Raw genomic sequence first — 12,678 nt, 5'->3', positions numbered from 1 at the left:
TTTGTTTTTGTTGTTCAATTGAAGCGGTTAACGCGGCTTTCGTGAAGAGACTTTTAGGTCAACGGTAGGTACTTTTCAGGCGGGGTTGGGTTATGTGATCGGGGGTTGGTTTTTCTATTTTCCGGCCTGGCTCCCCGGTGATCCGACGACAAGCCAGGGCGGGTTTTGAATGTGTAGGCCGGACAGATGCGCAGCATCGCCTCCGGGAAATTCAGCGACTCTGCGCTCTGCTCCCGGGGGCGGCGCTTGACGCGCCTTGTCTGGCCTACCGCCTCTCAGACGGCTGCGAACTCGCCGCGCCGTCCCCGGCAAGCTCTTATGATACCGGTACTTTTTGCGTTCTGAACGCGCTCGGCGAGCAGCCGACTAATCGGTTAAAAAAGCGGGCAAAATAGGCCGGATCCTTAAAGCCCAGCTGCCAGGCTATCTCGTTGACCGCGCTGTCGGAAAAGAGCAGCAGCCTCTTGGCTTCGCGCAGCTGCCTGTCGAAAATCAGCCGTTTGGGCGGCCGGTTGGCGAAGCGGCGGCAGATATCGGTTAACCGGGATTCGGTCAGATGCAGCTCGCTGGCGTAATCCGGCACCGTCCAGTGCTGATGGTAGTGGCCGTCGATCAGCTGGTTAAACCGCTGGAACAGCTTGAGCTCGCCGCGTATCCCGCTGGCCGCGTGATCGTCAAGCTTCGCGTTGCGCAGCAGTAGGGTGAACACCGCCTGCGCCAGCAGCGTCAGGGTATGTTCCCGCCCCGGCAGCTGCGACGTCGATTCCCGTTCAATCAGCCGCCAGTAGTGCGCCAGCGCCGCCAGCTCCTCGGGCCTGTCGGCCAGCGACAGGCAGATGCCCGGCAGACCGAAAGCCTCCCGCGTGCCGGGATAGAGCACCTCCAGCAGCGGCCAGACCAGATCCTCGCGCACCGTCAGCACGTGACCGTCGCTATCGGACTCGGTGATAAAAGCGTGCGGCACCGAGGGCGGCGTCAGGACAAACAGCGGCGCCTGCACCGAATAGCGATGATCGTCGAGCTGCAGCTCAATCTGCCCGGTATCGAGAAAGTGCATCTGAAAATACTGGTCGTGACGGTGCGCCTGCATATCGCGGCCAAAGAACTCCGCCATCCTGGCAAACGATTGATAATGCACATCTTCCGTCCCCAGGCTCTCATCGTACTCTTTATTAATATCGATATTGGCTATCGGGCTCTGGCACATGGCGGCTCCTTACGGCGTCGCGCGCGGACGCGTTCCTTTCATCGGAATCACCCAGATAATCATCGCGCCGATGACCAGCAGGGCGGCGACGAACCACAGGCCGCTGCTGAAGCTGCCGGTAATATCCTTCAGCCAGCCGATCATAAAGGGGCTGAGCGCCGATCCGATATTACCCGTCGCGTTGATCACCGCGATGCCGATCGCTCTGGCGCGCAGGCTGATCGACTGATCCGGCGTGGTCCAGAAAATGGCCATTGCGCTAAACGATCCGGTGGAGGCCATCACGATCCCGAGCAGCTGGATCAGGTTGTGATCGGTGGCCGATGCCAGCAGCCAGCCCGCGGCGGCGAACAGGAACGGCAGGGCGGTGTGGTGCTTACGCTCCTGATGTTTATCGGAGTGGCGGCTCCAGTAGATCATTCCCAGAATGGTACAAATCTGCGGGATCGCCGCCAGCAGGCCGATGGTGATATTGCTGCTGCTTTCGTTAAAGCTTTTGAGGATCTGCGGCGTCCAGATGCTGATCGCGCTGAGCGTATTGGTCAGGCAGAAGTAGGCCAGGGTGTACATCAGCACGATCGGCGTGAACACTTCCCGCCACAGGCTGCGCTGCTGCATGGCGTGATGGCTGATCGCCCCTTCCGGCTGGACCAGCGTCAGGCGGTCGTTATCCATCATCTCCTGCAGGCATTTTTTATCATCCGCGGTCAGCCATTTCGCCTTCGACGGCGAATCATCAAGCCAGAACCAGACCATAATACCGAGCAGCACCGACGGGAAGCCTTCCAGCAGGAACAGCCACTGCCAGCCGTGCAGGTTCAGCAGGCCGTCCATCGACAGGATATAGCCGGAGACGATCGACCCCAGCGCGGTGGTCACCGGCATCGCGATCATAAACAGCGCGTTGGCGCGGGCGCGGAAAAAGGCCGGGAACCAGTAGGTCAGATAGAGCAGAATGCCGGGCAGAAAACCGGCCTCGGTGATCCCCACCAGCATGCGCAGGATATAAAGACTGTTCGGTCCGGTCGCGAACATGGTGGCGGTGGAGGCGATGCCCCACAGCACCATGATGGTGGCGATCCAGCGGCGAGCGCCAACGATGCTGAGCATCACGTTGCTGGGAATGCCGAATATCACGTAGGTGGCGTAAAACAGGGTGGTGGCAAGACCAAACATGGTGGCGTTAAGGCCCAGATCCTGGCCCATGGTCAGCCCGGCAAAACCGATATTGATGCGATCTAAAAACGAAAAGATAAACAGCACGAACAAAAAGACGATCAGGCGGCGAAAGAGCTTGTTGATAACCGACTGCTGCTGCGCCGTCAGCTGCTTGTGCTGATTAGCCGGATCGAACTTTTCCGGGATGGCAGATGATGTATCGCTCATTATCATTTTCCTCTAATGGGAATTTTGTAGGGTACTGCGGGTATTAATAGACGCCTGACGAACCCTGGGCGGTTTTTTCCGCGCCAAATCGCGCCGCCAGCGCTTCCGCGCCGCGGGCCAGCAGGGTGGTATCGACGCCGACGGCGACAAACAGCGCGCCGAGTTCCAGGTAGCGCTTCGCCAGCGGCTCGCTGGCCATCAGGATCCCCGGCGCTTTGCCCGCCGCGCGAATTTGCCCGATGGCGCGCTCAATGGCGGCCTGCACTTCCGGGTGCTGCGGGTTGCCGCTGAAGCCCATATCGGCGCTCAGATCCGCCGGGCCAATAAACACGCCGTCCACGCCCTCGACATCGAGGATCTGCGGCAGATTGTTGAGCGCTTCGCGGGTTTCGATCTGCACCAGCACGCACATCGCGTCGTTGGCCTGATGGAGATAATCCGGGACGCGGTTCCAGCGCGAGGCGCGGGCCAGCGCGCTGCCGACGCCGCGAATGCCCGCGGGCGGGTAGCGGGTGGCTTTCACCGCCAGCCGCGCTTCGTCGGCGTTCTGCACCATCGGCACCAGCAGGGTTTGCGCGCCGATATCCAGCAGCTGTTTAATCTGCACCGGGTCGTTCCACGACGGCCGCACCACCGGCTGGCTGGGGTAGGGAGCGATCGCCTGTAGCTGGGTCAGGATTGTCTGCACGCTGTTTGGCGCATGCTCGCCGTCGATCAGCAGCCAGTCGAACCCGGCCCCGGCCAGCAGCTCGGCGCTGTAGCTGCTGGTCAGCCCCAGCCACAGGCCAATCTGCGGACGACCCGCTTTTAAGGCGTCTTTAAAGGCGTTATGCATCATGTTTCTCCTAGACAAAGCGGCAGCTAATCGCGCCCATGTTGCCGTAGTCGACGTGGAAGGTGTCGCCTTTGCGCGCCGGTACCGGCCGGGTAAAGGAGCCGCCGAGAATAATCTGCCCGGCTTCCAGCTGGACGTCGTACGGCGCCAGCTTGTTCGCCAGCCAGGCCACGCCGTTGGCCGGGTGATTCAGCACCCCCGCGGCGACGCCGGTCTCTTCAATCACGCCGTTGCGATAGAGCAGGGCGGCGATCCAGCGCAGATCCAGCTCGTCGGGTTTAATCGGGCGGCCGCCGAGGATCACCCCGGCGTTGGCGGCGTTATCGGAGATGGTGTCGAAGACTTTGCGCGGGCGCTGGGTTTCCGGGTCGATGTTGTGGCAGCGTGCGTCAATCAGCTCCAGCGCCGGGATCACGTAGTCGGTGGCGTTGTAGACGTCAAACAGGGTGCAGTGGGGGCCGCGCAGCGGTTTGGCCAGCACGAAGGCCAGCTCCACTTCGATACGCGGGACGATAAAGCGGTCGGTAGGAATATCGCCGCCGTCGTGGAAAAACATATCGTCCAGCAGCGCGCCGTAGTCCGGTTCGCTGATTTGCGAACTGGCCTGCATTGCTTTTGAGGTCAGGCCGATTTTATGTCCTTTCAGCACGCGGCCTTCGGCGATTTTCATATTTACCCATTCGCGCTGTACCGCGTAGGCGTCTTCGATAGTGATCGTCGGGTGATCCAGCGAAATAGCGCGGATCTGTTCACGCTGTTTTTCCGCCTGGTTTAGCCGCTGGGCGATCAGGGTATGGGTATGTTTATCGAGCATAGTTGCTTCCTGTTACGTCATTCGGTGCTGCTGCGCCGGAAATAAAAGCCGGCGCCGTTTCGCCCTCTCCCGGCGGGAGAGGGCCTGACCGGCCGCACGCTATTTAAACAAGGCGTGCACGTTGTTCTGCTTGTAGTTCAGCGTCGGGTGCAGTTCATCAATCTCAAACGACAGCGCCAGATAGCGGCTCTCCATCAGCGCGGCGAAATGGGCTTTGATCAGCGTGAACAGCATATCGCCCACGTCCTGGCGGCTCTCCAGGCTGCGTCCGGCGCCAATTTTCAGCGTCATATGCACAAAGGCGTAATCGTGCTGGCCGTCGGCCATCTGCCAGGTATCCAGCCAGATGGCGCGGCTGCGAATGCCGCCGATGGGGAAGATGCCGGTGGCCGCCAGCGCGGCGTTCACTTTGCCGAACAGGCCCGGTAAATCAGCCTGCTCGCGGATGTTGTCGGTACATTCAGCGATAAAATGCGGCATTCTGCGTGCTCCTTACGCCGTTTCCGGCAGCGGGAAGACGGCGTTGACCTGACCGGTGCCGGAGCTGGCGAACAGCTCGGTAATAAACTCTACTTTGCCGTCGTATTTGTCCCAGCCCAGCAGGCCCAGCAGCATCACCGTGTCGTGCATATTGCCTTCGCCGAAGCAGTAGTCGGCGTACTCCGGCAGCATGGTGCAGAACTCTTTGAATTTGCCTTCGCGCCACAGCTTCACGACCCGTTCGTCCATCTGGTGATCGAACTCGCGGGTATAGCTGTTCATCCCCTCTTCGGCGCGCTGGTCGTCGATAAAACGGTGCGACAGCGAGCCGCTGGCAAAGACCGCCACGGTGCCGTCATATTTCTCGATAGCCTTAAGAATGGCTTCGCCCAGCCTGCGGCTGTCGGCAAAATCATGAACGGTACAGAACGCCGAGATAGAGACCACTTTGAAATGCTTATCGCTGTTCATGTAGCGCATCGGCACCAGGGTGCCGTACTCCAGCTTCAGGCTTGGAATGTTATGCGCTTTGGCGCGGACCCCGAGCTTGACCGCTTCGTCGGCGATCAGGTGGCCGAGCGCCGGGTTACCGTCATAGTCATAGGTCATGTCGCGAATAAAATGCGGCAGCTCGTTGCTGGTGTAGACGCCCTGGAAATGGTCGGCACAGTTGATGTGGTAGGCGCTGTTAACCAGCCAGTGGGTATCAAAAACGATGATGGTATCCACGCCCAGCTCGCGGCACCGCTTGCCGATTTCTTTATGCCCATCGATGGCTCCCTGGCGGCAGCCGTGGTTTTTACCCGGCAGTTCAGAGAGATACATAGACGGTACGTGAGTGATTTTTGCTGCTAACGCTAACTTTCCCATATCAGACTCCCCATTTTGGGATCGGATGGTCGCCCATCGAGATGCAGACGTTTTTCATTTCAGCGAACACTTCAAAACTGTATTCGCCGCCTTCGCGGCCGGTACCGGAGGCCTTCACGCCGCCGAACGGCTGACGCAGGTCGCGGACGTTCTGGGTGTTGACGAACACCATTCCGGCTTCGATGCCGCGCGCCAGGCGCAGCACTTTGCTGACGTCCTGGGTCCAGATATAAGAGGCGAGGCCGTACTCCACGTCGTTGGCCAGGCGCAGACCTTCCGCCTCGTCTTTAAACGGCAGCAGACAGGCTACCGGGCCAAAAATCTCTTCCTGCGCCACGCGCATGCGGTTATCGACGTCCGCCAGCACCGTTGGCCGCAGGAAGTTGCCGTTTCTCAGATGGGCGGGCAGATCGGCGGGCTTATCCGCGCCGCCGGCCAGCAGGGTCGCCCCTTCTTCAATGCCGAGGCGGATATAGCCGGAGACTTTCTCCCAGTGCTGCTGGCTAATCAGCGCGCCCACCTGGGTATTCGGGTCGGTGGGGTCGCCGACGCGCAGGCGGTTAGCCCGCTCGGCGAAGCGTTTAACGAACTCGGGGTAGATGCTCTGCTGAATGAAAATGCGCGAGCCGGCGGTGCAGCGTTCGCCGTTGATCGAGAAAATGGTGAATAGCGCGGCGTCGAGGGCGCGCTCAATATCGGCGTCTTCGAAAATCAGCACCGGCGATTTGCCGCCCAGCTCCATGGAGTACTTTTTCAGCCCGGCGTTTTTCATGATGTTGCGCCCGGTGGCGGTACCGCCGGTGAACGAGACCGCGCGTACGTCATGGTGGCGGACCAGCGCATCGCCCGCCGTCGCGCCGTAGCCCTGAACCACGTTCAGCACCCCCGGCGGAATACCCGCCTCCAGCGCCAGCTCGCCAAGACGGTCGGCGGTTAGCGGCGACAGTTCGGACATCTTCAGCACCGCGGTATTCCCCAAGGCCAGGCACGGCGCCACCTTCCAGGTGGCGGTCATAAACGGCACGTTCCACGGCGACACCAGCGCGCAGACGCCGACCGGCTGCACGAGGGTGTAGTTGAGCATCTTGTCGTCAACCGGGTAGGTCTTGCCGTTCATCTGCTGGCACACTTCGGCGAAGAATTCGAAGTTGTGCGAGGCGCGCGGGATCAGCACGTTTTTGGTCTGGTGAATCGGCAGGCCGGTATCGGCGGTCTCCATGGCGGCGATCTCCGGGACGTTCTGGTCGATCAGATCCCCCAGCCGGCGCATCAGACGCGCGCGCTCTTTCATCGGCAGATTGGCCCATTTCGGGAACGCCTCTTTCGCCGCCGCCGCCGCCTGATTCACCTCGTCGGCGCCGCCGGAGGCGACTTCCGCCAGCACTTCGCCGGTGGCCGGATTAGTGGTGTGGAAATATTCCGCAGCGGCGACGTTTTTGCCGTTGATCCAGTGGTTAATTTTTTTCATGACAGCTTCTCCTCATATGCCTGCTGGCTAATGATGTGGTTGACCAGGCGGCCGACGCCTTCCACTTCGACGATCACTTCATCGCCCGGCACCACGTCCGACAGCCCCTTCGGCGTGCCGGTGGCGATCATGTCGCCCGGCTGCAGGGTCATAAATTCGCTGAGGTAAGCGATCAGGAACGGAATGCTGAAGATCAGATCGGCGGTGGTGCCCTGCTGGCGCAGTTCGCCGTTGACCCAGGTGCACAGCGCCAGGTTGTGCGGATCGGGGATCGCCTCTTTGCTGACGATCCACGGGCCTATCGGCGTCAGGGTGTCGCGGCTTTTGACCCGCAGGTTGGGACGATAGTAGTTTTCCAGGTAGTCGCGGATGGCGTAGTCGTTGCAGACGGTGTATCCGGCCACGTACGCCATGGCGTCGGCTTCGGTGACCTTACGCGCGGTTTTGCCGATCACCACCACCAGTTCAGCCTCGTAGTGCATGTACTCGACGTTATCCGGGCGCACCGACTCCTGGCGGTGGCCGATAAAGGTGTTGGGCGCTTTGATAAATACCAGCGGCTCGGTTGGCGGCGTAAACGCCAGCTCGCTGGCGTGATCGGCGTAGTTCAGGCCCAGCGCGAACAGGGTGCCGTCGGCGGGCGGCAGCCAGCGAAACTCGCCTTCCTGAAGTAACCTGCCGTTGGCGAGCTGGACCTGACCGCGTTCATCAACCTGGACATCGTGCCGCTGTCCCTGCCACTCAATACGTGCCTGTTTCATGCTAGTTCTCCTTCAGCAACCACCGGGTTTTCCAGCGCCGGGAAGCCCTCGGCGAGAATGCGTACGCGATCGCCGGGGCGCAGCGTAACGCGGGAGTGGGGCGTACCGATCAGAATCGCATCGCCGGGATTGAGGGTGGCGAATTCGCTCAGGGCGCTCAGCAGCTCGGCGGCGGAGCGCTGGAGATCGACGGTATTCCAGCTGTCCGCCTCGCGACCGTTGATTTCGGTGATGATGGTCAGGTTATCGACGTTGCTGAGCGGCGCGAGCGCGCCAAGCGGGCAGAAGCCGTCGCGGCATTTGGCTTTGATGGCCGGACGATAGAAGCTCTCTTCCGGCAGGCTGACGTCGTTCGCCAGCGCGTACCCGGCAATATAAGCCGCGGCGTCTTCCGCGGCGATTTTGCGTGCGGTTTTACCGACGATTAGCGCCACGGTGGCGCCGCTCTGCACGGTTTCGCCTTGCGGGTAGGGAATGCTCTCGCCGTCGCCGATAACGGTGTTGCGCGGTTTGATAAACCAGACCGCGGTCTTCGGCGGGGTTTTATACGGGGCCTGCTGGAACGCTTCGCGCCAGGCGTCGAGCTGGCTGCGGTGGTTAAGCGCCACGGCGAAGATGGTACCTTTCATTGACCACTCCTCTGCTACGGAATTAGGAAGCTAGTTAATTCATTAATATGTTAATGATCATCTTTTATGCTTTGCGGAAAGGTTTGGCAAACAGAAGTGAATGTTTTGTGATCGGATTAACAATAAATTTACAGTTATATTTTTTATTTGTTGTTAATCAATTAGATAATTAATTTTCTTGTACCTTCTGGTACTTTTCAGAGGCAGAAACCGGTTGCCTTCAGAAGGAATTAGCGCTAATTATTAACTTATTAACAGATTGGGGATTTATTTCAGAGGTATGTGATGCATGATTCGTTAACTATCGCGCTGCTGCAGGCGCGGGAAGCGGCGATGGCCCACTTTCGGCCCATCGTTAAACGCCACAATCTGACCGAGCAGCAGTGGCGTATCGTGCGCATCCTCGCCGAAAATCCGTCGATGGATTTTCACGATCTGGCCTTTCGCGCCTGTATTTTACGTCCGAGCCTGACTGGTATTCTGACCCGCATGGAGCGCGACGGCCTGGTGCTGCGTTTAAAACCGGTTAACGATCAGCGCAAGCTGTACGTTTCGCTGACGCCTGCGGGCCTGAAGCTGTATGAAAGCGCCCAGGCCCAGGTGGAAGAAGCCTATCGCCAGATAGAAGCCCAATTTACCGTCGAAAAAATGCGTCAGCTTACCGCGCTGCTGGAGGAGTTTATCGCCCTGGGGAATGGGGTGGGTGGAGAGGAAGAAGCGTAATTTTCCTTCCGTGAAGCTAGAAATATTCCCCCGGTCGCGCTGTGCTTACCGGGGCTACGGGCCGGTGCCATCCCGTAGCCCGGATAAGGCGCCAGCCGCCATCCGGGGAGTTCCCCGCCACTCAGAACAGGGTATCGAGCTCTTCCAGCACGTTATACTGCTCGTCCACCAGCAGTAGGGTTTTCCATTTATCAAACGTCAGGCACGGATGCGAGGTGCCGAACACCAGAATATCGCCGACCTGCACGTCGCTGCCCGGCGCGAGGCGCAGCATACAGTGCTGATCCATGATCCCGACGCTTTCGATCCCCGCCGCAGACAGCTGCGCGCCGTTGCGATAGCGAGCGATCGGCTGCGGCAGTCCGGCGTCGAAGGCGCAGTCGCGCTTGCCGAAGTTGACCACCGCGCGATCCGCTTCCGGCACCGACTGGACCATCGCCATCAGCTCCAGCGCCGAGGTTAAATCACCGCCCAGATCGCAGGCGATCGGATCGCGCGCCACCAGCGCTTTCTGCGCGATATCGTAGATCCCCCGATCGTGGGTGATATAGCAGCCGGGACGGATAACGATCCGGCAGCGCGCCGGTTTCTTCGCCGCCAGCCAGATATTGCACACCACGTCATACCAGACGGTACCGGCGCCGGTCAGCACAAACTCCCCCTCAACCAGATGTTCCATCCGGCAGGCCAAATCGGCGGCCTGGCGCAGCAGAGCCTCCACCTGCGGCTGCGGATCGTCGCCGTGCAACACCCCTTCATACAGCTCAAGTCCGCGCAGCTTAAGGCCCGGAAGGTCCGCGACGACCTCCGCCAGAGCCTGTGCATCCTCAACGCTGCGGCAGCCGCAGCGCCCGCCGGCCACGCCCAGCTCAATCAGCACGTCCAGCGTTTGCCGCCGTTCGCTGAAAAAGGCCGACAGCGCGCGGGCGTTGGCGAGGCTATCGATGCAGCAGATAAACTCCGCCGCCCGGTAATGCGCCTTCAGGCGCGATACCGCCTGCATATTCGCCCTGCCGACCAGCTGATTGACCATCAGAACGCGCTCAACGCCGCTGGCCATCGCCGCGCTGGCCTGCCAGGCGCTGCCCACGCCGATTCCCCATGCGCCCGCCCGCTGCTGGGCCTGAAAAATCCACGGCGTCATCGTTGTTTTACCGTGCGGCGCCAGCGAGACGCCGCGCGCGTCGGCGTAGCGCTGCATCCAGGCGATGTTATTTTCCAGCGCCGTTTTTTTCAGCAGCGCGGCGGGGAGGCAGACCTCCTCCGCCAGCAGATTTGCCGGAGCGGCCATCACGGCGGCTTTGTGCGGAATAAGCGTATCGGAGTGGTATTTCATAACACTATCCTTTTAGGGTTCATGCTCGGAATAAGGCTGAGTATCAATTTTAATTAATTGAAAAATATAAATTTAATATGTGATTTTTATTGTTTGTGAATAAAAGTATCACAATTTGATCTGGTTTTTGCGTAGTTTTCCACTGTTTTTCCGCCTTGTAAATGGTTAACTTGTCGACAGAGTTGAAAGGGAGTCATTGCGATGAAAGTTAACTGGCTTTTCAAAAACGTCACGGTCATTGACGGCAGCGGCGGACCGCAGTTTCGCGGCGACGTGGCGGTGAAGGGAGATCGGATTGTAGATATGGCCCCGGCGCTGAACCTGCCGGCGGAGCAGGTGATTGACGGGCAGGGGCGCGTGCTGGCGCCCGGGTTTATCGATGTGCATACCCATGACGACATCAACGTCATTCGTATGCCGGCCTATTTGCCCAAGCTGAGTCAGGGGGTGACGACGGTGATTGTCGGCAACTGCGGGATCAGCGCGGCGACGGCGACCCTGCGCGACGGCGTGCCTGACCCGATGAACCTGCTGGGCGAGCAGGAGCACTTTGTTTACCCCACCGTTGACGCTTACGCCCAGGCGGTGGAGGCGGCGAAGCCGTCATTGAACGTCGGCACGCTGATTGGCCATACCGCGCTGCGCAATAACCATATGGACGATCTGTTCCGTCCGGCGACGGACACCGAGATCGCCGGAATGCGGGTGCAGCTGCGCGACGCGCTGCGCCAGGGGGCGCTGGGTCTGAGCAGCGGGCTGGCCTACGCCAGCGCGTTTCAGTCCACCACCGAAGAGGTGATGGCGCTGGCCGAGGAGCTGGCGGCGGAGGGGGGAATTTATACCACCCACCTGCGTTCGGAGTTCGAGCCGATTCTGGAGGCGCTCGACGAGGCGTTCCGCATTGGCCGCCACGGCAACGTGCCGGTGGTGGTCTCGCACCATAAGTGCGCCGGCGCGAAAAACTGGGGCCGCACCCGCGAGACGCTGGCCTTCTTCGATGAGATGCGCCAGCGCCAGGAGATTGCCTGCGACTGCTATCCCTACTCCGCCAGCTCATCGACGCTGGATATGAAGCAGGTGACCGATGAGTTCGATATCGTCATCACCTGGTCGGAAGCGCAGCCCGAGCAGGCCGGGAAAACCCTGCGGCAGATTGCCGACGGCTGGCAGGTTAGCCTGCACGAGGCGGCGGCGCGGCTGATGCCCGCAGGCGCCATCTACTACAACATGGACGAGCAGGACGTGCGGCGGGTGCTGCGTTACCCGGTGACCATGATCGGCTCCGACGGTCTGCCGAACGACCCGATGCCGCATCCGCGGCTGTGGGGCGCGTTCCCGCGGGTCCTGGGCCACTACTGCCGCGATGAACGGCTGTTTCCGCTGACCACCGCTATCCACAAAATGACCGGGCTGTCGGCGGCGCGTTTCCAGCTGGCGGATCGTGGATTGGTGAAAGTGGGCTACTTTGCCGATCTGGTGCTGTTCGATCCGCAGACGGTGCGCGATGTCGCCAGCTTCTCAGACCCGAAACAACCGGCGGAGGGGATCGAGGCGGTGATGGTCAACGGCGTGATGAGCTACGGCAGCGACAAAAAGATTATCGGGCGCGCGGGGCGTTTCCTGCGCCGCCAAATGAACTAAGGAGTGCAAAATGAGTATTAAACGTTATGGCGTAGAAGGCGGTACCGGCACCGGCGGGCAGCATCTGCCGTTCGCGCGCGCGGTGGAGGCGGGGGGCTGGCTGTACGTTTCCGGCCAGACGCCGATGAAGGACGGTGAAGTGGTGGAAGGCGGGATTGTCGACCAGGCGCGTCTGGCGATTCAGAACTGCGTGGATATCATGACCGAAGCGGGCTACACCCTGGCCGACGTGGTGCACGTCAAGGTGATCCTCACCGATGCGCGCTATTTCCAGTCTTTCAATAAAGTGTTCCGCGAGTTCTTTGGCGACAACCCGCCCGCCCGTATCTGCTGCGTCGCAGACCTGGTGGTGGATTGTAAAGTCGAAGTAGATGTGACCTGTTATAACGCGGCTCGCGTGTAAATCCGAGCGCGAAAAATGGCATCCCCTCCGCCCGGAGGGGAATAAGAAAAAATGTGATATTGGCGCCAGACTGAATAAACAGAATGACGCCAGCGGTGTCGCTTTGCCTTTTTTCAGGCATTGTT

The 12,678-nt window shown here is 60.2% G+C and carries 13 protein-coding genes and 1 pseudogene; 3 read left to right on the top strand and 11 right to left on the bottom strand.

Annotated elements, in window-relative coordinates:
* Positions 1–316: 316 nt before the first annotated feature.
* The 9 genes from hpaA to ABLU96_RS17785 all read right to left on the bottom strand — a co-directional run bounded on the left by hpaA (position 317) and on the right by ABLU96_RS17785 (position 8,450).
* Positions 317–1,207, bottom strand: a complete 891-nt coding sequence (gene hpaA, locus ABLU96_RS17825) for a 4-hydroxyphenylacetate catabolism regulatory protein HpaA (protein WP_009652862.1) — start codon at positions 1,205–1,207, stop codon at positions 317–319.
* 9 nt (positions 1,208–1,216) lie between these two features.
* On the bottom strand, positions 1,217–2,593 hold the full coding sequence (gene hpaX, locus ABLU96_RS17820; RefSeq protein WP_014227785.1) for a 4-hydroxyphenylacetate permease: 1,377 nt from the start codon (positions 2,591–2,593) through the stop codon (positions 1,217–1,219).
* Positions 2,594–2,636: 43 nt separating this feature from the next.
* Positions 2,637–3,428, bottom strand: coding sequence for a 4-hydroxy-2-oxoheptanedioate aldolase (hpaI, locus tag ABLU96_RS17815; protein ID WP_004098302.1), 792 nt, complete (start codon positions 3,426–3,428; stop codon positions 2,637–2,639).
* A 10-nt stretch (positions 3,429–3,438) separates the two neighbouring features.
* Entirely contained in the window at positions 3,439–4,242 is an 804-nt protein-coding gene (hpaH, locus tag ABLU96_RS17810; RefSeq protein ID WP_004098303.1) for a 2-oxo-hept-4-ene-1,7-dioate hydratase, read from the bottom strand.
* Positions 4,243–4,341: 99 nt separating this feature from the next.
* Entirely contained in the window at positions 4,342–4,722 is a 381-nt protein-coding gene (locus tag ABLU96_RS17805; RefSeq protein ID WP_004098305.1) for a 5-carboxymethyl-2-hydroxymuconate Delta-isomerase, read from the bottom strand.
* Between the two features lie 12 nt (positions 4,723–4,734).
* Positions 4,735–5,592: a 3,4-dihydroxyphenylacetate 2,3-dioxygenase gene (hpaD, locus tag ABLU96_RS17800; RefSeq protein WP_004098307.1), complete on the bottom strand. Its 858-nt coding sequence runs from the start codon at positions 5,590–5,592 to the stop codon at positions 4,735–4,737.
* 1 nt (position 5,593) lies between these two features.
* Positions 5,594–7,060, bottom strand: coding sequence for a 5-carboxymethyl-2-hydroxymuconate semialdehyde dehydrogenase (hpaE, locus tag ABLU96_RS17795; protein WP_064406251.1), 1,467 nt, complete (start codon positions 7,058–7,060; stop codon positions 5,594–5,596).
* Entirely contained in the window at positions 7,057–7,821 is a 765-nt protein-coding gene (locus tag ABLU96_RS17790; RefSeq protein WP_032747783.1) for a fumarylacetoacetate hydrolase family protein, read from the bottom strand. The genes hpaE and ABLU96_RS17790 overlap by 4 nt, the downstream gene beginning before the upstream one ends.
* Positions 7,818–8,450 (bottom strand): fumarylacetoacetate hydrolase family protein, encoded by a 633-nt coding sequence (locus ABLU96_RS17785; RefSeq protein ID WP_048262622.1) that lies wholly within the window; start codon positions 8,448–8,450, stop codon positions 7,818–7,820. The genes ABLU96_RS17790 and ABLU96_RS17785 overlap by 4 nt, the downstream gene beginning before the upstream one ends.
* A 285-nt stretch (positions 8,451–8,735) precedes the next feature.
* On the opposite strand from ABLU96_RS17785, the gene hpaR reads away from it, so the two are divergent.
* Positions 8,736–9,173: a homoprotocatechuate degradation operon regulator HpaR gene (gene hpaR / locus ABLU96_RS17780; protein WP_014227790.1), complete on the top strand. Its 438-nt coding sequence runs from the start codon at positions 8,736–8,738 to the stop codon at positions 9,171–9,173.
* Between the two features lie 121 nt (positions 9,174–9,294).
* On the opposite strand, the gene ABLU96_RS17775 is transcribed toward hpaR, so the two are convergent.
* Together ABLU96_RS17775 and ABLU96_RS17770 are read right to left on the bottom strand one after the other, a co-directional pair.
* Positions 9,295–10,509 carry an amino acid deaminase gene (locus tag ABLU96_RS17775; RefSeq protein WP_064406248.1) on the bottom strand — a complete coding sequence of 405 codons (1,215 nt, stop codon included), beginning with the start codon at positions 10,507–10,509 and terminating at the stop codon, positions 9,295–9,297.
* A gap of 97 nt (positions 10,510–10,606) precedes the next feature.
* A pseudogene (locus tag ABLU96_RS17770) lies at positions 10,607–10,733 on the bottom strand (hypothetical protein); the annotation flags it as partial.
* Here ABLU96_RS17770 and ABLU96_RS17765 point away from each other — a divergent pair.
* Both ABLU96_RS17765 and ABLU96_RS17760 read left to right on the top strand, forming a co-directional pair.
* A complete protein-coding gene (locus ABLU96_RS17765; RefSeq protein ID WP_025106893.1) occupies positions 10,711–12,150 on the top strand; it encodes a D-aminoacylase in 1,440 nt (479 codons plus the stop codon). The pseudogene ABLU96_RS17770 and the gene ABLU96_RS17765 overlap by 23 nt on opposite strands.
* Before the next feature lie 10 nt (positions 12,151–12,160).
* Positions 12,161–12,553 (top strand): RidA family protein, encoded by a 393-nt coding sequence (locus tag ABLU96_RS17760; protein ID WP_004098320.1) that lies wholly within the window; start codon positions 12,161–12,163, stop codon positions 12,551–12,553.
* Positions 12,554–12,678: the final 125 nt, after the last annotated feature.

This window comes from Klebsiella sp. CN_Kp106 (assembly GCF_040064575.1).
Taxonomy (GTDB): Bacteria; Pseudomonadota; Gammaproteobacteria; order Enterobacterales; family Enterobacteriaceae; genus Klebsiella; species Klebsiella michiganensis.
The sequence above is the reverse complement of the archived record's forward strand: the minus strand, read 5'-3'. Positions and strand labels throughout refer to the sequence as shown.

Bases quoted from the DNA above. Each gene is read 5' to 3' on its own strand.
- ABLU96_RS17760 (WP_004098320.1), top strand. From the start codon at position 12,161: ATGAGTATTAAACGTTATGGCGTAGAAGGCGGTACCGGCACCGGCGGG.
- hpaR (WP_014227790.1), top strand. From the start codon at position 8,736: ATGCATGATTCGTTAACTATCGCGCTGCTGCAGGCGCGGGAAGCGGCG.
- hpaE (WP_064406251.1), bottom strand. From the start codon at position 7,060: ATGAAAAAAATTAACCACTGGATCAACGGCAAAAACGTCGCCGCTGCG.
- hpaD (WP_004098307.1), bottom strand. From the start codon at position 5,592: ATGGGAAAGTTAGCGTTAGCAGCAAAAATCACTCACGTACCGTCTATG.
- ABLU96_RS17790 (WP_032747783.1), bottom strand. From the start codon at position 7,821: ATGAAACAGGCACGTATTGAGTGGCAGGGACAGCGGCACGATGTCCAG.
- hpaA (WP_009652862.1), bottom strand. From the start codon at position 1,207: ATGTGCCAGAGCCCGATAGCCAATATCGATATTAATAAAGAGTACGAT.
- hpaX (WP_014227785.1), bottom strand. From the start codon at position 2,593: ATGAGCGATACATCATCTGCCATCCCGGAAAAGTTCGATCCGGCTAAT.
- ABLU96_RS17785 (WP_048262622.1), bottom strand. From the start codon at position 8,450: ATGAAAGGTACCATCTTCGCCGTGGCGCTTAACCACCGCAGCCAGCTC.
- hpaI (WP_004098302.1), bottom strand. From the start codon at position 3,428: ATGCATAACGCCTTTAAAGACGCCTTAAAAGCGGGTCGTCCGCAGATT.
- ABLU96_RS17765 (WP_025106893.1), top strand. From the start codon at position 10,711: ATGAAAGTTAACTGGCTTTTCAAAAACGTCACGGTCATTGACGGCAGC.
- ABLU96_RS17775 (WP_064406248.1), bottom strand. From the start codon at position 10,509: ATGAAATACCACTCCGATACGCTTATTCCGCACAAAGCCGCCGTGATG.
- hpaH (WP_004098303.1), bottom strand. From the start codon at position 4,242: ATGCTCGATAAACATACCCATACCCTGATCGCCCAGCGGCTAAACCAG.
- ABLU96_RS17805 (WP_004098305.1), bottom strand. From the start codon at position 4,722: ATGCCGCATTTTATCGCTGAATGTACCGACAACATCCGCGAGCAGGCT.